The organism is Antricoccus suffuscus (genome assembly GCF_003003235.1).
Lineage (GTDB): Bacteria > Actinomycetota > Actinomycetes > Mycobacteriales > Antricoccaceae > Antricoccus > Antricoccus suffuscus.
The window spans coordinates 98,181-119,980 of sequence record NZ_PVUE01000002.1 but is presented as its reverse complement, the minus strand read 5'-3'; the positions used below and the strand labels follow the sequence as shown (position 1 = coordinate 119,980).

Annotated in this window: 19 protein-coding genes; 9 read left to right on the top strand and 10 right to left on the bottom strand. The window is 64.4% G+C overall.

What is annotated here, in order from left to right:
• Positions 1–38 precede the first annotated feature (38 nt).
• A complete protein-coding gene (locus tag CLV47_RS03375) occupies positions 39–557 on the bottom strand; it encodes a MarR family winged helix-turn-helix transcriptional regulator (RefSeq protein ID WP_106347594.1) in 519 nt (172 codons plus the stop codon).
• Between the two features lie 128 nt (positions 558–685).
• Between CLV47_RS03375 and CLV47_RS03370 the strand changes: the two genes are divergently transcribed.
• Positions 686–1,396: a hypothetical protein gene (locus CLV47_RS03370; RefSeq protein WP_106347593.1), complete on the top strand. Its 711-nt coding sequence runs from the start codon at positions 686–688 to the stop codon at positions 1,394–1,396.
• A gap of 12 nt (positions 1,397–1,408) precedes the next feature.
• Here the strand turns inward: CLV47_RS03370 and meaB are convergent, their stop codons facing one another.
• Complete coding sequence (gene meaB, locus CLV47_RS03365) at positions 1,409–2,386, bottom strand: methylmalonyl Co-A mutase-associated GTPase MeaB (RefSeq protein ID WP_106347592.1); 978 nt, start codon at positions 2,384–2,386, stop codon at positions 1,409–1,411.
• A gap of 5 nt (positions 2,387–2,391) precedes the next feature.
• Complete coding sequence (locus CLV47_RS03360; protein WP_238145196.1) at positions 2,392–3,600, bottom strand: acetyl-CoA C-acetyltransferase; 1,209 nt, start codon at positions 3,598–3,600, stop codon at positions 2,392–2,394.
• 265 nt (positions 3,601–3,865) lie between these two features.
• Here CLV47_RS03360 and mce point away from each other — a divergent pair, with 265 nt between their 5' ends.
• From mce to CLV47_RS03345, 3 genes are all read left to right on the top strand, one after another.
• A complete protein-coding gene (mce, locus tag CLV47_RS03355) occupies positions 3,866–4,288 on the top strand; it encodes a methylmalonyl-CoA epimerase (RefSeq protein ID WP_202862363.1) in 423 nt (140 codons plus the stop codon).
• Between the two features lie 323 nt (positions 4,289–4,611).
• Entirely contained in the window at positions 4,612–5,943 is a 1,332-nt protein-coding gene (gene ccrA / locus CLV47_RS03350) for a crotonyl-CoA carboxylase/reductase (protein WP_106347589.1), read from the top strand.
• A gap of 107 nt (positions 5,944–6,050) precedes the next feature.
• Complete coding sequence (locus CLV47_RS03345; RefSeq protein ID WP_106347588.1) at positions 6,051–7,424, top strand: coiled-coil domain-containing protein; 1,374 nt, start codon at positions 6,051–6,053, stop codon at positions 7,422–7,424.
• Between the two features lie 14 nt (positions 7,425–7,438).
• Here CLV47_RS03345 and CLV47_RS03340 read toward each other — a convergent pair whose 3' ends face one another.
• The 6 genes from CLV47_RS03340 to CLV47_RS03315 form a co-directional block, all read right to left on the bottom strand.
• On the bottom strand, positions 7,439–8,212 hold the full coding sequence (locus CLV47_RS03340; RefSeq protein ID WP_170110941.1) for an endonuclease/exonuclease/phosphatase family protein: 774 nt from the start codon (positions 8,210–8,212) through the stop codon (positions 7,439–7,441).
• A 15-nt stretch (positions 8,213–8,227) separates the two neighbouring features.
• Positions 8,228–9,178, bottom strand: a complete 951-nt coding sequence (locus tag CLV47_RS03335; RefSeq protein ID WP_106347586.1) for an aldo/keto reductase — start codon at positions 9,176–9,178, stop codon at positions 8,228–8,230.
• Positions 9,179–9,192: 14 nt separating this feature from the next.
• Positions 9,193–9,510: a hypothetical protein gene (locus CLV47_RS03330; protein WP_106347898.1), complete on the bottom strand. Its 318-nt coding sequence runs from the start codon at positions 9,508–9,510 to the stop codon at positions 9,193–9,195.
• A complete protein-coding gene (locus CLV47_RS03325) occupies positions 9,497–11,200 on the bottom strand; it encodes a fatty acyl-AMP ligase (RefSeq protein WP_106347585.1) in 1,704 nt (567 codons plus the stop codon). The genes CLV47_RS03330 and CLV47_RS03325 overlap by 14 nt, the downstream gene beginning before the upstream one ends.
• Before the next feature lie 5 nt (positions 11,201–11,205).
• Positions 11,206–12,990 (bottom strand): 3-hydroxyacyl-CoA dehydrogenase family protein, encoded by a 1,785-nt coding sequence (locus CLV47_RS03320; RefSeq protein WP_106347584.1) that lies wholly within the window; start codon positions 12,988–12,990, stop codon positions 11,206–11,208.
• 70 nt (positions 12,991–13,060) lie between these two features.
• Positions 13,061–14,521, bottom strand: a complete 1,461-nt coding sequence (locus tag CLV47_RS03315) for an aldehyde dehydrogenase family protein (RefSeq protein ID WP_106347583.1) — start codon at positions 14,519–14,521, stop codon at positions 13,061–13,063.
• 109 nt (positions 14,522–14,630) lie between these two features.
• On the opposite strand from CLV47_RS03315, the gene nucS reads away from it, so the two are divergent.
• The 4 genes from nucS (at position 14,631) to CLV47_RS03295 (ending at position 18,689) form a co-directional block, all read left to right on the top strand.
• The gene (gene nucS / locus CLV47_RS03310) at positions 14,631–15,281 is read left to right on the top strand and encodes an endonuclease NucS (protein ID WP_272946777.1); all 651 of its coding nucleotides are present in this window, start codon (positions 14,631–14,633) and stop codon (positions 15,279–15,281) included.
• Positions 15,282–15,564: 283 nt separating this feature from the next.
• Positions 15,565–17,064 (top strand): FAD/NAD(P)-binding protein, encoded by a 1,500-nt coding sequence (locus tag CLV47_RS03305; protein WP_202862362.1) that lies wholly within the window; start codon positions 15,565–15,567, stop codon positions 17,062–17,064.
• 9 nt (positions 17,065–17,073) lie between these two features.
• Positions 17,074–17,508: a hypothetical protein gene (locus tag CLV47_RS03300; protein WP_106347581.1), complete on the top strand. Its 435-nt coding sequence runs from the start codon at positions 17,074–17,076 to the stop codon at positions 17,506–17,508.
• Positions 17,505–18,689: an FHA domain-containing protein gene (locus CLV47_RS03295; RefSeq protein ID WP_106347580.1), complete on the top strand. Its 1,185-nt coding sequence runs from the start codon at positions 17,505–17,507 to the stop codon at positions 18,687–18,689. The genes CLV47_RS03300 and CLV47_RS03295 overlap by 4 nt, the downstream gene beginning before the upstream one ends.
• Before the next feature lie 46 nt (positions 18,690–18,735).
• On the opposite strand, the gene CLV47_RS03290 is transcribed toward CLV47_RS03295, so the two are convergent.
• Positions 18,736–20,823, bottom strand: a complete 2,088-nt coding sequence (locus tag CLV47_RS03290; RefSeq protein WP_106347579.1) for a cation:proton antiporter domain-containing protein — start codon at positions 20,821–20,823, stop codon at positions 18,736–18,738.
• A 124-nt stretch (positions 20,824–20,947) separates the two neighbouring features.
• Between CLV47_RS03290 and CLV47_RS03285 the strand changes: the two genes are divergently transcribed.
• Positions 20,948–21,769 carry a serine/threonine-protein kinase gene (locus CLV47_RS03285; protein WP_106347578.1) on the top strand — a complete coding sequence of 274 codons (822 nt, stop codon included), beginning with the start codon at positions 20,948–20,950 and terminating at the stop codon, positions 21,767–21,769.
• Positions 21,770–21,800: the final 31 nt, after the last annotated feature.

The following is a 21,800-nucleotide window of genomic DNA, read 5'->3' as shown; positions in this document are numbered from 1 at the left end:
TGCACAGACCACCAGACCTGTAGCTTTCGTAATCCCGCTCACTCGGAGTCGGAACCCCGGAAGTCTCCGTTGGCCGCCCGAAGGTCCGTCAGCACCGCACTCACCTGGTCGACCTGGTCGTCAGTGAGGTCAAGTAGGGCGAAGTCGATCGCGGTCAGCGCCGCGGCCGCGTTTTCAACGACCTCCCGGCCACGGTCGGTGATCACCGCGAGTACGCCGCGACCGTCACGCGGATTCTTGCGGCGATCGACCAGGCCGGCGGCGGCGAGGCGGTCCACGGTATTGGTCACGCTGGTGGCGTGCACCTGGAGCCGATCTCCGATAATCTTCATCGGCAGTGCTCCGGTGCTGGAGAACTTCAGCAGCACGAGCGCTTCGAATCGGGCGAAGGTCAGTCCGTACTCACGCAAGACCTCGTCGTACCGAGCGATGAGGATCTGCTGAGCGCGCATCACAGACGTCGCCAGGCGCATACGGCGAGCGTCCCCCCAGGACTTGGTCCATAGCAATGCGGCCCGTTCGATCGGATCAAACGGAAGGGCGGTGGGTTCGGTCACTCGCCTAGCCTACGAGGTGGATTTATTATCCTCGAGATGCAACCCAACGCCGTACCACGAACGTCGTATCGCGCAGATCAGAAAATCGACGCCCATCTCGGGTCGGACAACAAGAAAGTGGACCTCCCATGAAGAAGGCCGTTGCAGCAATGTCGGCGATAGCGGTGGCGGTCATCGTTCTCGCCAGCGGATGTACGACGGTGATCAAGGACGCGACCGCTACCCCGCCCAAAGTCGAGAAGCTAACGCAGGCATCGATCAACGAGCGGGTACCGAAGGCCAATTTCTTCGGCAGTAACACCACCGAACCAGACGATTTCCAGACAAAGTGGATGTACTTCTGTTCCGGTGAGAAGTATCCGGCAACGGACTCGATCAAGGGCGTCGAGCCGTACGCCAAGGGCTACACCGCTAAAGGATCCTTACCGTTCAACGCCGAGCGCGGCGACTTCGGTGTCAACGTCTACGCGCTCCCGGACAAGAAGGCGGCAACGTCCCTCGCCGATAACGCAATATCGGACATGAAGAACTGCAAGGACACCGATAACTCGGACGGCGGTTCCGGCGACACCGCGTACACGATCAAGTCGAAGAACAAGGAACAGGACTATTCACACGGCGCTTGGCAGGGCTACGCAATTCACACCGAGTCCGTGTACACCCCGAGCAATGGCGGCGACAAAGAAGACTCGACCATCCTCGCCGTCGTCGCCTACCGCGCTAACGTCGTCGCGCTACTGAACATCTACGCCTACAAGCCCGACAGCAACAAAACGGCGCTCGACAAGTCGACGACACTCGTCGACAAGTTTCTCGACGCTCTCGACAACAAGAAGTAGCCGGACGGGACGCTAGTGGCCCATCTCCTTGACGATCGTGTCGGCCGCTACGTACGGATCGGTGTCGCCCGAGACGACGTCCGAGGCTAGCTGGCTGAGCGAGGCGACTCCGTGCACGTCGCCCATCCGCTCACGGAGGCTAGCGACCGCAATTGCCTCGATCTCATCAAGAGCGCGGTCCTTGCGGCGTGTCTGAAGGACCCCCTTCGACTCCATCCATGCGCGATGCTTATCGATCTCCTCGATGAGCTCGTCGACCCCTTGCTCCTTCGCGGCAACGGTCTTGACGATCGACGGCCTCCAGGCACCAGCGTCCGAGTGCCTGCCGCCCAGGCCGAGCATGTTGCGCAGATCCCGGACGGTGGTGTCCGCGCCGTCTCGGTCTGCTTTGTTGACGACGAAGATGTCCGCTATCTCTAGGATCCCGGCCTTGGCCGCCTGGATGCCGTCACCCATTCCGGGTGCCAGCAAGACAAGCGTCGTGTCTGCCGCGGAGGCGACTTTCACTTCGGCCTGACCGACACCGACCGTCTCGACGAGGATGACGTCGAAGCCGGCGCCATCGAGGACGCGTAGCGCCTGTGGAGTCGCCCACGACAGTCCGCCAAGGTGACCTCGCGAAGACATCGACCGGATGAAGACGCCCGCATCGGTCGCGTGATCCTGCATCCGCACCCGGTCGCCCAGCAGGGCACCGCCCGAGAACGGCGAGGACGGATCGACGGCGAGCACCGCGACGCGCTTGCCGCGGGCCCGATATGCACGGACCAGCGCCGATGTGGAGGTCGACTTGCCCACGCCGGGCGAACCGGTGAGTCCAATGATTTGGGCGTGCCCGACGTGCGGCGCGAGTGCCGCGGCGACTTCGCGAAGTCTTGGACTCGCGTCCTCAACCAGCGAGATCAGCCTGGCGACGGCGCGCGCTTGCCCGTCCCTGGCGCGGGCAACCAGATCACCGACGTCCGCACCACGGCCTTTGCCAACTGCCACGCCTGCTACTTAGCAGCGGGAACGGAGACGAGCAGCGCATCGCCCTGACCGCCGCCGCCACACAGCGCCGCCGCGCCCAGGCCGCCGCCACGGCTGCGCAGTGCGAAGATCAAGTGGAGTACGAGCCGGGCGCCGGACATCCCGATCGGGTGACCGAGGGCGATCGCGCCGCCGTCGACGTTGACGTTGGTCGCGTCGACACCGAGATCGCGCATTGACTGCACGCCTACCGCCGCAAAGGCCTCGTTGATCTCGATCAGGTCAAGGTCCCCAACCGACTTGCCGGCCTTTTTGAGTGCGTGGTTGATCGCGTTGGCGGGCTGCGACTGGAGCGAGTTGTCTGGGCCGGCGACATTGCCGTGCGCGCCGATCTCGGCGAGTACCTCGATGCCAAGCTCCTCGGCCTTAGCGCGGCTCATCACAACGACGGCGCACGCCCCGTCGGAGATCTGCGAAGCCGTGCCCGCAGTGATGGTGCCGTCTTTCGTGAACGCCGGGCGCAACTTGCCCAAGGACTCGGTCGTGGTCTCACCGCGGATGCCTTCGTCGGTGGTGAACTCGATCGGGTCGCCTTTGCGCTGCGGGATGAACACCGGCGTGATTTCGTCGGCGAACCGGCCTTCCTCGGTCGCCGTCGCGGCGCGCTGATGGGACCGGGCCGCTAGCTCGTCCTGCTCCTCGCGGGTGATGTTGAGCCCGGAGTTGTGGTGCTCGGTTGACTCGCCCATCGAGATCTGGTCGAAGGCGTCGGTAAGCCCGTCGTACGCCATGGCATCGACCATCTCAATCGCGCCGTACTTGAAACCGCTGCGCGACTTGGGAAGCAGGTGCGGAGCGTTCGTCATCGACTCCATGCCGCCGGCAACGACGATGTCGAACTCGCCTGCGCGGATCAACTGGTCGGCAAGCGCAATCGCGTCCAGACCCGACAGACACACCTTGTTGATCGTGAGCGACGGGACATCCATCGGAATGCCTGCGGCGACGGATGCCTGACGAGACGGGATCTGGCCCGCGCCGGCCTGCAGGACCTGGCCCATGATGACGTAGTCGACCTGGTCACCGGTGATGCCTGCGCGCTCAAGAGCCGCCTTGATCGCCACGCCGCCGAGCTGCGCGCCGGAGAAGTCCTTGAGCGACCCGAGTAGGCGGCCCATCGGGGTGCGGGCGCCGCTGACGATGACGGACCCGGGTGCGGTTGACTGAGTAGCCACGATGAACATCCTCCTTGGGCTGTCGCGATACGCGACATGCGCCCTGATTGTTTGCCTGTTGGTGATTTTGGCTGCTGGTGATTCTGCGGTTGGTTATGTGATTGGCGCGGGGTTACCTTGACTAGGCGGTGGCGCCGATCTAATTGGCGGCGTCCCTAAGCTCTAAGTACCTTAGGGACTAAGTATCTTAAGGATAAACCTGGGATCGGCCTCTGGCATTCCGCCGCCGGTCCTCCACGCGATAACCCACCAAGGAGTCACCCTCGTGTTCACCCAAATCGACCATGTCGGAATCGCCGTCGCAGACCTTGACGAAGCGATCGAGTTCTACCGCAAGGCCTTCGACATGGAGGTCGTCCATGAGGAGACCAACGAAGAGCAGGGCGTTCGCGAGGCGATGCTCGCGGTCGGCGGCTCCGGCTCGTGCCTGCAGCTGCTCGCGCCACTCAACGAGTCGTCCACGATCGCGAAGTTCTTGGAGAAGTCCGGACCCGGACTGCAGCAGCTCGCCTACACCGTCACCGACGTCGATGCGGTCAGCGAAACGTTGCGCGAGCGGGGACTGCGGCTGCTCTATCCCGAAGCCCGTCGGGGAACCGCTAACTCCCGGATTAACTTCGTGCACCCTAAGGATGCCGGCGGCGTACTCGTCGAGCTAGTCGAGAAGGCCAAGGACACCGACCACTAGAACATCGGCGCCACCAGCCACTAGGCGTTCACGCCGCCGGCCACCAGGGCATTTACGCCGCGGCAGGTGTCCCGCGACGTACCCGCCAGTAACATCGCTCTCTCCACAAAGTAGGATTTCCTCGGTCCCTTCACCGCTGAAATGGCGTGCCGGATGACTACCGAGCCGATAGCACCGCGCGATCCTGCGGGCTGGCGGATCCCTCGACTCAGCGACCCACCACCCAGGGCTCGCCGACGGACCAGGCGCAACCCCAAACCGGTCTCGTCGCACCCTGCCTTTTCCACAGACGTACTTCTTCGTCCTGAGCCTTCGGAGCGAGCATGAAACAGATACTCGACGCAATCTTGAACGGCGATCGCGCAGACATCGCCAACCTCCCCGTCCCCGACTCCTACCAAGCAGTTGTCGTACGCGAAGAGGACCAGCACATGTTCGACGGGCTGGCCAGCAAGGACAAGGATCCGCGCAAGAGTCTCCACCTCCAGGAGGTCGCCACCCCGGAACTCGGCCCCGGTGAAGCGCAGATCGCGGTCATGGCGAGCTCAGTCAACTACAACACCGTGTGGACCTCGATCTTCGAGCCGCTGTCGACGTTCAGCTTTCTGAAGCGCTACGGCAAGACCAGTGAGCTGGCTAAAAGGCACGACCTGCCGTACCACATCGTCGGCTCGGACCTCTCCGGCGTCGTCCTGCGCGTGGGGCCCGGTGTCTCGAAATGGAAGCCCGGAGACGAAGTCGTCGCGCACTGCCTCTCCGTGGAGCTCGAGGACCCGCAAGGGCACAACGACACCATGCTCGACCCGCAGCAGCGGATCTGGGGTTTCGAGACCAACTTCGGCGGGCTCGCGCACATGGCCCTGGTCAAATCCAACCAGTTGATGCCCAAGCCGAAGCACCTCACCTGGGAAGAAGCGGCCAGCCCCGGCCTCGTCAACTCCACGGCGTACCGCCAGCTGGTGTCCAAGAACGGCGCGGCCATGAAACAAGGCGACGTCGTCCTGATCTGGGGCGCCTCCGGTGGCCTCGGCTCGTACGCGACCCAAATGGCACTGAACGGTGGCGCCATCCCCGTGTGCGTCGTCTCCAGCCCGCAAAAGGCCGAGATCTGCCACAAGATGGGTGCCGAGCTCGTCATCGACCGTAATGCCGAAGGCTACAAGTTCTGGAAGAACGAGTCGACTCAAGACCAAAGCGAATGGCGCCGGTTAGGCGCCAAGATCCGCGAACTGACCGGCGGCGACGACCCCGACATCGTGTTCGAGCACCCCGGACGGGAGACCTTCGGCGCCAGCGTCTTCGTCGCCAGAAAGGGCGGGACCATCGTGACCTGCGCGTCTACCTCTGGTTTCCTGCACGAGTATGACAACCGCTACCTCTGGATGAACCTCAAGCGCATCGTCGGCTCGCACTTCGCCAACTATCGCGAAGCCTGGGAGGCCAACCGGCTCATCGACCGCGGCCTCGTGCACCCCACGCTGTCCAAGACCTTCTCGCTGGAGAACGCCGCAGAAGCCGCTTCGGAGGTCCAGCAAAACCTCCATCAGGGCAAGGTCGGCGTACTGTGCCTGGCCCCCGAGGAAGGTCTCGGCGTCAGTGATCCGGACAAACGAGATGCGGTTTACGACAAACTGAACAGATTCCGCAACCTTTAGGAATCTTTTGGCGGACCCGCCGCGCTGGACCATAGAGTGAATGCTGCCTGGGCAACTAGACTAATGGTTGCTCAGGTACCACCTTCTCGTGCGTTAAGGCAGCCAATATGAACTCGGACAACCCCCAAGATCTCATCCCTCTAGGCGCTCCTCCTATCGGCTTTGACGTAGTCATGCGCGGCTACGACCGCAATCAGGTCCAAGACGCAATCGGTCGACTCGAAGACGACCTACGGACCGTCGTCAGCGAGCGCGACCAGGCGATTTCGCGCGCTAACGACCTGCATGTGCAACTCGAACAGGCTTCGAGCGACGTGACGACGCTCAACAGCAAACTGCGTAACGCACAGGCTCCGACCTTCGAGTCGATGGGTGAGCGCATCGCGTCGATGCTGCGGTTGGCCGAAGAGGAGGCAGCCGAGATCCGCCGGGCGGCCACCGCCGATGCGGACGAGATCCGGGCCAACGCCGAGGGCCTCAAGGCCGAAGCCGACGAATACAACACCACGTCGATCGCCGCCTCTGAGCAGGCACTGGCCGAAGCGCGCGCCGAGGCCGACCGCGTTCTTGGCGAGGCCAAGTCCGAGGCCGCGAAGCACACCGAGGACCGCCATCGCGAAGCCGACGACCACCTGACCAAGGCTAAGGACGAAGCGCAGCAGTTGCGCACCTCGACGAACGAGGAGATCGCCGCTCTGGTCGCGCACTCCGAGAGCACCCGGGCACAGGCCGACGAAGACTTCGAGATCGCACTGCGCGAGCGTCGTACCGAGGCGCAGCGGATCGAGACTGAACGCGACCGCAACTCGCGCGCCGAAGCCGACAACCGGCTACGGGTGGCGAAGGAGACCGCGCACAACCTCGTCACCACCGCGCAAGATCGCTCCGCGACGCTGATCGCCAATGCCGAGGCGGAGGTACACCACATCAAGACGGTGCGAGCATCTGTCGCCGCGCACCTGGCGGAAATTCGCACCATCGTCGCCCAGGTTCCGGCCAATCTTGCCGAGTACCCCGATCCCCTGCCGCCTCGCGAGCTGACCGAACAGCGTGAGCGGGAGGCGGCCAGCGGGACCGGTGCCGATATCGAGCCGAGCACATCCCCGGCCGCGGACGAGCCAGCCCCAATCGACACCGCCGCAGGCGATGAGTCCGAAGACGCAATCGCCGACGAGCACACTGCCGACGAGGCCATCGAGCCCGACGCCAAGCCGGCCGACGTGATTGCCGAGGCCGGCGACGAGGCGGTCGCTAGCGAGACGCCGGTGCTCGACGAGACCACGAGCGCCGACGAGAGCACCGAAACCGGCGCGCCGGATGGCGTGGACGCGGCCACTGACGCCGACGAAGAGCCCTCGGAAGATGAAGCACAGCCGAAGCTACCGTCGATCGGCTCACGGATCCCGGATGAAGACATACCCGCGTCCGAACGGACCGTGCAACTGAGCACTGTGAAGGCCCGCGGACTGCGCCGCCGCTGAGCCTGGGCGCTCACTCACGACGGCCGCAGGTCGGCAAAGACCGGCCAATGGTCACTAGGCAAAATTCCCCACGGCCGGTCGAGGCGAATTCCACTGCGCACGACCGTCCATCCGGGACCGATGAAGATGTGATCGATGCGCTGCCGGTCGGTTGCTCCCGACCACCCGTGAAATGTGCCGCCGGCGGACGACGGCAGGGCGCTGCGCAGGCCGGCTTCGCGAAGCGCGGTAAGCGCCGGTGCACCGATACCGACGTTGAAGTCGCCCATCACCAACCAGCGACGCGACGCGTCCAGCCGGACGATATCGGCGATGAGCCGCGCGGACTCGTGCTGCGCCCTGGCGCCTCGATGATCGAAATGCGTGTTGATGATGCCGACGTCCCCACCACTGGCAAGGTGACGCCCACGCACTACCGTCGCCACCCTTGGGATCTTCGCGTCCCAGCCTCTCGAACCAACGGAGTCAGGGTCCTCAGCAAGCCACTTCGTCGACCAGTCATCGACGTCGATGGCGGCTCGCCGCACTACCAGTGGCGCTTGCTCACCTTCGTGAAACCCGTCCGTTCGGCCAACTCCATACCAGTCGTCATCATGTAGGCCGGCGGCAAGATATTCCCTCTGCTGGTTCATGACCTCTTGCAAACCGCACGCGTCGTAGCCGAGGGTGCGCATCAACTCGCGCACACCCCGCCGCCGAAGAGGCCAACTGTGTAGCCCGTCGCGCGCGGTTCCATAGCGAATGTTGAAACTTACAACGCGAAGGATGCCCGTCTCTCCATCTGCCACGATTAGCTACTTCGCTTATACGGGAGGTGTTCTGAGCGATTCAAGCTCGGCAACTTCCGCCGCCGTTAGGTCCCATTCGCCGGCCGCGGCGTTGGCCTTGACTTGGTCTGCCGTGCGCGCCCCAGCGATCACGCTGGACACGGCCGGTTGTTCGGCAAGACCGGCTATCGCGAGTTCGACGAGCGTATGCCCGCTGTCTTGGGCAAAGGACTCAAGCCGTTCGATCAAGTCCCAGTCGGCACCTTCATGCAGATCGGTACGCCGCTTCGCAATCCGACTGTCTGCCACGGGAGGTTCACCCCGGCGATGTTTACCGGTCAACAAACCGTTGGCGAGCGGGTAGAACGGCAGAATTCCGACGCCGTACGCCTCACAAGCGGGCGCAAGCTCGGCCTCGGCTTCGGGTTGGATCAGGCTGTAGTGGTTTTGCGCACTGATGAAGCGATTGGCGCCGGCATCTCGAGCCAGGAAATCTGCCTCGACCACCTGCCAGCTAGCGAAATTGGAGCTGCCGATGTAGCGCACCTTGCCTTCGGCGATTAACTCATCAAGCGCCCCAAGGGTTTCCTCGACCGGAGTGACACCATCTGGCTGGTGGTACTGGTAGAGGTCTATCCAGTCGGTGTCGAGCCTGCGCAGCGAGGCTTCGATCGCTTTGCGGATATAGCGCCGCGATCCGCGGGCACCCCAGTCCGGTCCGTTGGCACCCTCCATATTCATGCCGAACTTCGTGGCCAGCACGATGTCGTCGCGGCGTTTGCCGAGCACTTGGCCGAGCAGCTGCTCACTGGCGCCGCGCGTCGCGCCGTAGATGTCGGCCGTGTCGAACAGCGTGATCCCCGCGTCGATGGCCGCATCGACCACGCCGCGGGTCATCTCCAGATCCGAGTCGCGGCCGAAGTTGTTGCAGCCCAGCCCGACCACGGACACCTGCAAGCCTGAGTCACCGAGTGGCTGGTAGCGCATGTGCTCTCCTCACGTCAACGATCACGACCATAGCGCGGCGCGTTGCGGCTGCGTTGCACGCCCGGCGTACGCCGATCCCGCGACTGCCAGCAGGCCGCGTGCCAGTGGCGACGGTCGAAAACCGATGTGTCGTCCACCGGCCACACCACGACGTGCGCGAGCCCGATCGGGATCGTCTGGTCACAGCCCGGGCAACGATAGGTCTTGACTGCCGAGCTCCCGCTCATGCGCCGCACTCGCCAAGAGTCCCCCATCCATTCCTCGATCGAGCCGCTGTCGCCCAGCCGGAGTGGTGGTGCGACGGCACGTTTGGGACGGTTACGACGCCCCACGATCGCCACCTGCGCCGCGGCGTTTCTCAAGGGCAGCGCGAATGACCGAATGCGCAATCAGCCGCTGGATCTTGCCCGAAGGGGTCTTGGGAAGCGCCCCGATCGGCAGTACGACGACGACCGCAGGCCGGGCGCTAAGACGCTCGACGACCATGGTCGTCACATCATGCACGATCCGTCGTTCTGCCTCAAGATCGCCTGCCTCGCGCGACTCCACGCCAATCGCGAACGCCTCGCGCAACTGGTTGTCACCCCACCGAACGGCAACGGTGTTGCCCGCGCGCACTCCGTCGGCATCCTCGGCGATGCGCTCTACGTCGGTCGGGTAGATGTTTCGTCCGGCCAATATGATCAAGTCTTTGCGTCGGCCGCACACCACGATCTGGCGCGCGACGAGGTAGCCCTCGTCCCCGGTGTCGAGCCAACCGTCGGCGTCTTTCGTGCTCTGCGGCCCGCCGGTCGTCAGATAACTGTCGGTGATGGCTGTTCCCCTGATGTGCAGCACGCCGACTTCACGCTCGCCCAGGGAGTGCCCTTCGTCGTCGCGCACACTTACTTCGATGCCGTCGAGCGGCTCGCCCAGCATCACGAAGGTCGCTGTCCGCTCAGTCTGCTCGGTCGCGGGAACAGCCTGCCTCCGCTCACCTAGGGCGTGCGCGTCGACAACGTCGGTGCGAGCGCCGATCCCGGGTTTCGAGAAGGACACCGCCAGCGAGGCCTCTGCCATGCCGTACGCCGGAAGTACGGCGGCGGGATCTACGCCGTGCCTGGCGCCGGCATCGACGAACGCCTTTACGGCGCGCGGATCAATTGGCTCCGCACCGTTCATCGCGATCCGGAGGCGGTGCAGGTCGAGCGGTCCGGCCTTGTCCAGCGCCCGAGCGACGAGCGAGTAGGCGAAGTTGGGCGCGGCCGTTACAGATGCCTCGTAGTCGCTGATGAGCTGCATCCAGAGCAACGGTGTAGCGAGAAAGTCCGCCGGCGTTACCTTGACGAGCTTGAAACCGAAGGTCATCGGCACGGTCAAGAAGCCGATCATGCCCATGTCGTGAAAGACCGGCAGCCACGAGACCATCACATCGTCCGGGCCGAACTCACTTCGGTCGACCATGGCGCGCATGTTTTCCATCAAGCTGCGGTGCGAGATGCGCACAGCCTTGGGCTTCGAGGTCGATCCAGATGTCAACTGCAGCACGGCGTACGCGGACTCCGGCACCGTGTCGGGATCGACATTGAGGCCCGTTGTATTGGCGCACAGACGATCGACGGTAAGCGCGCGTATGCCGCCTCCGGGCGCGGCGTTACCGAAACTGTCCGCAAGCGTCGCGAACGGCTCGCCCACCACGACAACCTCGGCGCCGATCATCGCGAGCACTCCGATTGTCTCCGCGGCGTACCGACGCAGGTCGGTGCGCGGCGTCGGCTGGTGCAGCATAGTGACGCTCGCCCCGCACAACCACACGGCCTGGGCGACGACCGCGACCTCGCGCGGCGCGCCGATCAGCAGCGCGACGGCCGAGCCATTGCGCACGCCAGCCGATTGCAACGCATGCGCGCAGCGACGGGCTTCTTCGTGCACCTCGGACCACGGCCGAGTCGTCATATCGCCGGCGGCGGACTTGCTACAGAACCAGCCGTCCGCGGCCGACGATGTCGCCGACTCAACCATGGTCGCGAGGAAATCACTCATGGCGGTTAGCGGTAGTCGCGGAAGCCCTTGCGGGTCTTACGACCGAGGTATCCGGCCGTCACCAGGTGCTCAAGAAGTGGTGCCGGAGCCATCCCCGACTCGCGGAACTCCAAATAGAGTGTGCGCTCGATCGCCAGCGACACGTCAAGCCCGACAACGTCAAGGAGTTCGAATGGCCCCATCGGGTAGCCGCAGCCAACCTTCATGGCCGCATCGATGTCGTCGGAGGTTGCGTAGTGGCCCTCGAGCATCTTCACCGCATCATTGAGGTACGGGAACAGCAGCGCGTTGACGATGAAGCCGGCGCGGTCGGCGCAGTTGACCGGGTGCTTGCCGATCGCGTGCACGAGCGCGGTCGACGTGGCGATCGTCGCGTCGTCGGTGCTGACAGTGTTGACGACCTCGACGAGCTTCATGACCGGGGCCGGGTTGAAGAAGTGCAGGCCGATCACCTTCGACGGACGATCGGTGTGTGTGGCCATCTCGATGACTGGCAAGCTCGAGGTTGTCGTGGCGAGAATGGCGTCCGGGCCGACGATCTCGTCCAGGTTGGAGAACAGTGCCTGCTTGACCGTCAGATCTTCGATGATCGCTTCGACGACAAGATCGCGGTCGGCGAGGTCGTCCAGCCGCGTCGTACCCCGGATGCCTGCGAGGGCCTTGTCGCGATCGGCCTCGGCAAGTTTGCCGCGCTGGACCGCCTTTTCCAACGACTTGGAGATGCCCGCCTGTACCGTGGCAACCTTCTCCTCGCTACGCGCGACGTAGGTGACGTCGAAGCCGGACTTCGCGAAGACCTCCACGATGCCGGTGGCCATGGTGCCAGACCCCACGACGCCGATCTTGAGTGATCCGGGCGAGATCGCCGGCGTAGCTGTGGCGTCGTCCGCGGCCGGGGTGAGCCGATCCGGGACGACAACCGGCGAGCCTGGGCGGTCATAGGTGTAGAAACCGCGACCGGACTTGCGGCCCTTGAGTCCGGCGGTCATCATCTGGCGAATGATCGGCCGCGGCGCGTGCATCCGGTTGCGGCCCTGCTTGTACATCGTGTCGAGGATCTCGTACGCCGTATCCAAGCCGATCAGATCCATCAGCGCGAGTGGGCCCATGGGCAGCCCGCAGCCGAAGCGCATCGCCGCGTCGATGTCCTCGCGGCTGGCGTAGTTGTCTTGGTACATACCGACTGCGTGGTTGAGATAACCAAACAGCAGCGCATTGGCTATGAAGCCTGCGCGGTCTGACACGGTCACGTCCGTCTTGTCGATCTGCTTCGCGAGCGCCTCGACGTCCTCCACGACGCTGCGGTCGGTGACGACGGTCGAGATGACCTCGACCAGCTTCATGACCGGCGCTGGGTTGAAGAAGTGCATGCCGACTACCTTGCTCGGACGCCCGGTGGCAACCCCCAGCTCGGTCACCGACAGCGAGGATGTGTTGGTCGCGAGGATCGTGTCGCGTGGACAGATCTTGTCGAGCCGCTGGAAGATGTCGAGCTTGATGTCCATACGCTCGGGGACGGCCTCGATCACCAGCTCGCACTCGGCGAGATCATCGAAGTTGGTCGTCAGGTTGACGAGCCCGATGATCTTGTCGCGCTCGTCTTCGCTGACCTTGCCGCGCGCTAGCGCGCGTCCGGTCGAGTGCTCGATGTGTCCGCGGCCGCGCTTGAGCCCGACTTCGTCGCGCTCGTACGCGATGACGCGAATCCCGGACCGAGCCATTACCTCGGCGATGCCGGCACCCATCGTGCCGATGCCGACCACGCCCACTACTGCGAACTCACGCGCCACGAAATACTCCCAAGACTTTGGTTGACCGTTTCAGCGATCCTAGTCTGTGCCCCGAAACGCCTCCGCCGCGCTAGCCGCGAAAACGTCGGCGTACCGCACCCGCGGTAAACTTCACCGCCCACTTCGGTCGGGCGAAGCTGGTGAGCACCAACGGAATCGGGATGCGCAGCTTGGCTACCGATTGCGTGCGGGCGAACTCCCGGAGCCCGTCCTCGCCGTGGATCCGTCCAAATCCAGACGCCCCGACCCCACCGAACGGCAACGCCGGGATTCCCGCAAAGGAGATCACCGAGTTGATCGAGGCCATACCGCATCGCAGCCGCGCCACGATTTCCTCGCCGCGAGCGCGGGAGAAGACCGCCGCGGCCAAGCCGTAGGGCGTAGCGTTGGCGCGCTCGATCGCCTCGTCGATGTCGGCGACCTTGTTGACGATGAGCACCGGCCCGAACGTCTCCTCCTGCACCGCCGCGCTGTCCTCCGGTACGCCGCTGAGCACGACCGGTTCGACGTACGGGTCCTTGATCGACTCGCGGCCGCCGACGGTTGCCGTGCCGCCTCGAGTGAGCGCATCGTCGACATGGCGGCGGATTACGTCGAGCTGGCTCGGCATGGTCATCGGACCGTACGACGCATCCGGCCCGCTGCCCGCCGACAGATCCCTCGCGATCGCGCTGATCCGCCCGAGCACCTCGTCATACACCTTGGCGTGTGCGTAGACCCGTTCGGTGCCGATGCACGTCTGACCGGCGTTAGCCATGCCGCCCCAAACGGCCGCCTGCGCCGCGGCCTCGATGTCAGCGTCATGATCGACGATCATGACGTCCTTGCCGCCGCACTCGACGAGCACCGGAGTCAGGCTCTGCGCACAGGTCGCCATGACCTTTTGCCCCGTCGTGCTCGAGCCGGTGAATGCGAGCTTGTCGACGCCCGACGCACACAACGCGGCCCCGGTGTCGCCGAAACCGGTGATCAGTTGAAGGACGGGGCGTTCCGGTACGACCTCGCCGAAGGACTCGGTGATCCACTGCCCCACCGCCGGCGTGAACTCGCTCGGCTTGAATACGACGGCATTGCCGGCCGCGAGCGCATAAGCAATCGAACCCATTGGAGTGAACAGCGGGTAGTTCCAGGGACCGATGACGCCGATCACGCCGTATGGCACGCGGCGTACCGAGGCACCATGGTTGGACAGCAGCAGACCCGGTGAGACCGCCTTGCGACCGAGGACCCGCGCGGCATGCTTTGCGGCCCAGTCGATGTGCTCGACAGTGAGGGTGATCTCGAGGAGTGCGTCGTCGAGCGGCTTGCCACCTTCGCGGTGCATCAGTTCGGCGAGCTCATCCATCCGCGAGACGATAATCGTGCGCCACTTGAGCAACCGCGCCTTGCGCTCGGCGTACCCCAGCTGGGCCCACCATCCGCCGGCTTCACGGGCGTCCTCGACGACGGTGTGCACGGACCGCTCGTCCATAATCGGGAACGACGCGATCGTGTCCCCACTGGCCGGATTGAGGCTGGTAAAGGTGCTCATACGTCTCCCAAGCTGATGGCCGTGATCGACCTGTCAATCTTCGCAGAGTTCTGGTCGGTTTGCATTGCGCCGGAAGTGCCGGTCTTTGGTAGCGTCGACCCTCGTGAGAATGGTGATCGCTACGTGCGAGGTCGACTACGCCGGGCGGTTGAGTGCCCACTTACCTAAGGCGACCAGGTTGCTGATGGTCAAGGCCGATGGCTCGGTGCTCGTCCATTCCGACGGCGGCTCCTACAAACCGCTGAACTGGATGTCACCGCCATGCACGCTCATCGAGCGCGACGGCGAGTGGACGGTGAAGAACAAGGCCGGCGAGACGCTGGTCATCCGCATCGAGGAAATTCTCAGTGACTCGACGCATCATTTGGGCGTCGATCCCGGCCTGATGAAGGACGGCGTCGAGGCGCACCTGCAAGCCTTGCTGGCCGACCATCTCGATGTCATCGGAGCGGGACTTCGCCTGGTCCGGCGCGAATACCCGACACCGATCGGTCCGGTCGACATCCTTGCCCGCGAGGACGTGGGCACGGTGGCGATCGAGGTGAAACGCGTCGTCGAGATTTCGGCGGTCGAGCAGCTCACTCGCTACCTCGACCTGCTGAACCGTTCGTCGAAAATCGCACCGGTGCGCGGCGTACTAGCCGGCAACGTCGTCAAGCCACAGGCGAAGACTCTCGCCGAAGACCGCGGAATTACCTGCGTGACCACCGACTACGACGAACTACGCGGGCTGACCGACCCCACTGCCCGGCTCTTCTAACGAACCGGATCCTCACGGCGCGGTGCCGCGTCGCCCCCCATTACGTGTGACGGGCTTGTTAAACCGTGGTCAAACGTTCAAAATCATTCGTGATCGACCGTTTGCGTTATGGCCCGGGGGGTTTGGTATGCGGTACGAACACGACGACCTGTCCGATCAGCCGGTCACACCAGTAGCGAGAACCGGACCGGTGGCTGCGCCACCTCGGCCGCCCCACAGACCGTCATCGGAAGCGTCTTCTCGCGCGCCGGCCGCGACGCAGCCCGGCGATCTGAACTCGGAGTTGATCGACACAGACATCTGGACCGATGAGATGGTCGCGCGGGCGGGCATCCCGGTGATCGACGTCCCGTTCGTCACGGTGGGAGGCGGGATCGGCTCGTTCGTGACCGCCGACTATCTGCGCATCTACGGCGTACCGGCGACATCGATTGCCGTGCTGAGTGGCCTTGACGTGCCATGGCAGAGCTATGAGTACCTGACGCGCGTATCGCAGGTCCCTCGCGGTGAGCGGCTGCGCTCAGACTCCGCGTCCTGCCCGGACAACATCTGGGGCTTTCCGTCGTACGCCGTGCGGGAGGCATTCACCGCCAAGAGCCTCAAGGGTTTCCTGGACCCTCTCTGGAACATCCTTACCGAGCCGATTCTGCGCGACTACTACACGCCGCGGGCGGGCCATGTATTCAGTGCGATGGAGAAGGAGTTCGACCGGATCGGACTGCGCGATCGCACCTATAAGGGACAAGTGCGCATGGTGCGACGCCGTAACGAAGGCGGCTACTACACCATCCTCACTCCACCGGCAGGCGCGACAAGGACGAAACGAATCGCATTCCGCAGTCTTTACGCGCACATTGCAATCGGCTACCCCGGGCTGCGGCTACTGTCCGATCTGCAGCGTTACCGCGAAGAGCATCGCGACCCGTCGAAAGTCGTCAACGCCTACGAACCACACGAGCACGTCTATAAGCAGCTCGCGATCCGTCCCGGACGAGTCCTCATCCGCGGCGGCGGCATCGTCGCCTCACGAGTCCTCCAGCGACTCATCGACGACCGAGACAACCTGGGCCTTCAGACCGAGATCGTGCACGTTTTTCGCACGTATTACGCCGGACCGCATGGGAAGAACATCTTCAACCGCCGCCCAGGCTCTCACGGCTGGGCTTACCAAGGTTTCAACTATCCGAAATCCGTCTGGGGCGGACAGCTCAAATACAAGATCGCACGGCTCGAGGGCGCCGAGCGCGCCCAGGCCTACGAGGACATGGGCGGTACCAACACGCCGTACCGCCGCAACTGGCAGAAGCAGTTGAGCCGGGGCCGCAAGGGCGGGTGGTACCGCACGGTGCAAGGCAAAGTCGAGCATCTTCGCCCCGCTGGCACCCGCGGTGGGGTCATCACCACATTGACGACCGCACAGGGGCAGTTCGAGGAGTACGCCGACTTCGTCATCGACTGCACGGGCCTCGAGGCCGACATTCGCGAGAGCCGCGTGCTGGCCGATCTGCTCGATCATGGCGGTGCGGGCCGCAACCCGAAGGACCGGTTGGACGTCACTGCCGCGTTCGAGGTGATTGGAACCCGAAGCCGACCCGGGCGACTGTATGCGTCGGGAAGCTCGACTCTCGGCGGTCCGTTCCCCGGAATCGACACATTTCTGGGGCTCCAGATCGCGGCTCAGGAGATCGCCGACGATCTCAGCAAGATCGGCTTCTGCAAAAAGCTCGGTCCGCTTCGCTCCATCAGCCAGTGGTGGCTGTGGGCGAGAAACAAGAAGATCTAGGAGCCGATCATGACACCGACTCTGAGCGGGCGCATTCAGACTCGCATCTTCGTCACCCTCGTCATCGGCGCACTCTGGACGCTGATCATCACACCGCTGCTTCCCACGGGGGTCGGCGTCGGGGCGAGCTACCAGATCACCTTCATCATCCTGCTCACCGTGACCGTGCTCGGAGTCGTCTGGGAGCTGATCTACCACGCACTTCAGCAGTTCCGATGGGAGAAGGACTGGCCAACACCGTTTGGCCTTCTCAACGGCATCAACGAGGGCGTTCTGATCTGGTTCCTGATTGCCGCCGGGCTGGTTCCCGGAGTCGACGGCATCGGCGGCTGGGCGTTTGTCATCGATTTCGCAACAACCTGGGTTGTCATCTGGCTGACCGTCAACGGTCCGATGCGGATACCTTTCATCCGTTGGCGGTTCCGCGGAGGTCGGTTGGTGTGAGCGAGAACTTTGACGATATCCGCGCGGTGGTGCACGCAGGTAGCGACCTCATTGCCCGCCTGCCCGGCCTCGTCGCGTTCATCAAGATTGACCACGACACCGATCAGCCGAGTGTGAACGAGCTGCTGGAGTTAATTCGCACCGCATCCGGAACCGCGCCGCAGGCGCCAGGATCGGGCGTGGCTCGACAACTCTCGACCTGGCTGGGACGCGCTGACTCCGCCCCGGACTTCGGAACCGTGGCCGCGACCGCGGACGGTATCGCGCTTTTCCTGCATGGCAACGTCGCGGTCACCCGCATCCCTGCGGGCGGCGGACCCGGCACGACGATTAGCGGCCGCGAGGCCGCCTTCGCAGTCGACCGGATGCTGCCGTCACGGACCGACGCGCTGCTTTTGGCAGGCGGCGACCTCGACCTCAGCAGCGTGACGACGCCGATGCCGGGTATCCCCGACTGGGCTAGCTTCCAAGCCGGGATCACCGCCGGCGGCGCGGTGACCATTGGTCCGCCTGCGCCGTCCTCATTGCCAGCACCGCGCGAATCCGCGCCGTCGTCACCACCGACACCTCCGAAGCTCTCCGAACGGATCGCGGGCGGGCGTCCGGTCGAACCGCGTGAACCATTACCTGTCGCCGCGCCGCGGGCGCAGCAGAGTCAACGAGAGCGACAGGCCGAGGCGGACGAGGGAGTCAAATCACGACCCGGGGCATACGTCCGAGGCTTCAAGTGCTCGCGAAACCACCTCAACGATCCGCGAGTGTCCTTCTGCGCGGTGTGCGGCATCCGCATGGACCAGCTCACCGGGGTGCTGGTGCACGAACGGCGCCCACCCCTTGGGCTGCTCGTCCTCGACGCCGGATCGACATTCGTACTCGACGACAACTACATCCTCGGTCGCAGTCCGGAGGTCTCCACCGAAGTGCAGTCGGGTCATCACCGGCCGATCCGGGTGGATGACACCAGCGGGGCGCTGTCGCGGGTCCACGCCGAGATTCGACTGGAGGAGTGGGACGTTCAGCTGATCGACCGCGGTTCGGCGAATGGGACCTTCGTAGCAGGACCGGAACAGAAAGGCTGGACCCGCCTGGCGCCGCGCCAGACGTTCGTGCTGAGCCCGGGCACCCAGGTACGAATCGGCCGGCGCACCTTCACCTTCGAGTCCTCCGCAGCCCGGTTCTAACCACCTGCGCGCGCCGGTTTCGACACTCGCGGCCGGGCGCCGGCGGTCAGGAGGCTGGAGGGCTTGCTGGGACCAGTTTGCCCAGCGCCTCGCTCAGTTCGGCGTCGGCATCGCTCTGACCGGCCGACACCGTGATCGTCGGTGGTCGAGCCGCGGTGTCGGCCTCTGGGCCCACGGTGGACCCGTCGCCACTGTGGAATACCAGTCCACTCGTCGCCGCTGCCGATGCCACGTCCTCAACAAGGCGATAGCGCACACCTACGGCCGCCAACGGCGCTAGCGCCGCGATATAGCGCTTCGCAGCGCGACCCCCATCAGGAATGGACAGCAGCAGCTCGCTCTGGCGCGAGATCGCGGCCGCCGACGCCATCATCACGGCGCTGCGACCGTCAGCGCCGGCAGCGACGTGCACGAGCACGGCATCCCCCAGTGGTGTCGTCGAGCCAAGATCCACAACAGCAAGACTGAAGTCATGGTCTGTCCCGCGGTACCCGCCGTTTGGGGCAACGCCTGCGTACCAGTCGGTGTCCACCACGACAATCGCCGCGTCGGCCACGGCTGCTTGAGCGACGAGGTCGCTCCACGGATCGACGGAGAACCGGCACAGCACGCCGGTCCTCGCACCGGCCTCCCGGACACGGCTGGCCAGCGCGTTGAGGTCGTCCATCGTGGCGGCCATCTGGGACAAGTCCGGCGCGATGCCAGCCCCTAGCTCCACCACTGACGTGGCCCGGCGGACGAAACGCGTGAGCACCACCTTCCCAGGCCGGCCCGTCCCGATCAGGGCCGCGCCCACCGCAGCGATCCGGTCCGCGCGAGCCGGAGCATCCACCACGACAAGGACCCGATACGAATCGTCGACTCCGAGTAGTGCACGTTCTGCGGCATCGATGTCCCGTTGGATCATGCGGTCGGGATACACCGCCCGCAGCATCGGTCCGGTGACGATCGTGGTAATCAGAGCCATCAGGACCAGCAGCGTGAACAGCTCGTTGTCGAGGACTCCCAGCTCGCGACCGATCTGCAGGATGACGAGCTCCGTCAGCCCGCGAGTGTTCATGAGAGTGCCGATCGCGGCCGCCTGTCTACCGGAGACTTTCATGGCGCGCGCGGCGGCATACGCGCCGAAGAACTTGCCGCCAATTGCGACCAGCAGGATCAACCCGAGCTGCCACAGACCGGACAGCGAGATCCCGCCGACGTTGGTGCTCAGACCGGTGACGACGAAGAACAGTGGCAGCAGCAGAAGGACGCTGACTTGCTCGAGTCGTTCCAGGATCTCGCGCGTAAGCTGCTCGGCGTTCTTGCGCGGCATGACCGCACCGAAAATGAACGCGCCGAAAATGGCATGTATACCGATGATGTCGGTGATGAACGCCGATGCCATGACGCCGACGAGTACGACGGCGAGGATGTCAGGAGTCAGTCGACCGGCCGCTCGATGCCGGTCAAGCAGTTTGACGAGCAACGGTCGGACGAGGCCGAACATGAAGGCGGCGAAGACCACCGTCAGTGCAACGATCCGGATGACATCGGTAGGCCCGTTGCCTTGGACCAGCGCCACGACGAGCGCGAGGAGGGTCCACGCGAGGATGTCGTCGATGGCAGCACACGCAAGGGCGAGTACGCCGATTGGTGTGCGGTGCATTCCTCGATCGGTGAGAATGCGCGCCAGAACGGGAAAAGCGGTGATCGCCATTGCGACACCGAGGAACAGAGTCATGGCGTATAACTCGATCTCCTCGCCGTTGACGACCTTGTGATGCGGATACAGCACCACGGCAAGTAACGCTGCGAGCCCGAAGGGCAACGCCACTGAGGCCAACGAAATCGTTCCGGCGACCCTCTCGCGTCCGCGGATTAGTGCCATGTCCAGCTCGAGACCGACAATGAACATGAACAGCACAAGACCGAGTTGGGCGAGAATCTCTAGATATGGAAGGACTCTCGCCGGAAACAGAACGTCGTCGAGATCCCCTGGAAGAAGACCGAGAAGGCTTGGGCCCAGCGCGATTCCCGCCACGATCTCGCCGACGACCGGCGGCTGACCTACCGCTCTGGCGATCCTCGCGAACAGCCGCGCCGCCGCGATGATGATGGCTATATCGATGAACACGAGTGCAGCAACGTGCATCGGGATCCCCTTCCCCGCTCTACTCCCCTGCGCGACCGCGAACGATGGACTGCCACGGTAGCGTTCCGATAGTCTGTCACCCAGGTCTTCTAGGTCCAAGGTTTCTGAACCACGCGGGGTGGGAATGTCGCTTCAGGATGTGCCCGGACAACAACTGCCGCGACTTGCCGACTTCGAGGTCGTACGGCTCATCGGCGACGGCAACCACGGACGGTTCTATCTGGCTAGGCCGCCGGCCAGGCTCGGCATTGGCGACGAGTACGTCGCTGTCAAGATCTTCGCCGGAGAGTGCACCGAGGACGACTATCGTCGTGGTGCGCGCGAGCTTCGCGCCTTCGCCGCGGTGGAATCGCCGTACCTCGCCACCGTGTACGACGCCGTACTCGAGGACAGTTTTCTTTACGCGATGGAGTACTTCTCGTTGGGCTCGTTGGCCTCCCCGGCCCGCCCGTTAGAGCGTTCTGAGATCCTCCGCGCCCTCGAGCATGCGGCGCGGGCGGTCGATGCTCTGCACGAGGCGGGGCTCGCCCACGGGGATATCAAACCGGCCAACGTGATGCTCACCGACAGCGGCGCGAAGCTCTCCGACCTCGGCCTGGCGCGAGTGTTCAATGAGGGCGCCGCCATGACCGGCATGGCTCCGGAGACGTCGGTCGAGTACGTCGATCCGACCCTCCTTCTTGGAGATCCGCCGTCACGGGCGACCGACCTATGGGGGCTTGGCGCGACAATGCATCGCAGCCTGTCCGGTGCCGGGCTCTACGGCGAGATTCCCAAGCACCAGCCGTTGTTGGCGATCCGCAAGGTTCAATCGACGCCTCCCGCAATCGACAGCTCGCTGACCGATGGCGAACGCGCGATCGTCGCACGCTGCCTCGCCCCTCTCGGCGAACGCTACGAGACCGCAGGTGAGCTAGCGGACGCGATCGGCATGTTGCGCGCCTGAGCACGGCCGCACCCGACACCGCCGGAGCCCG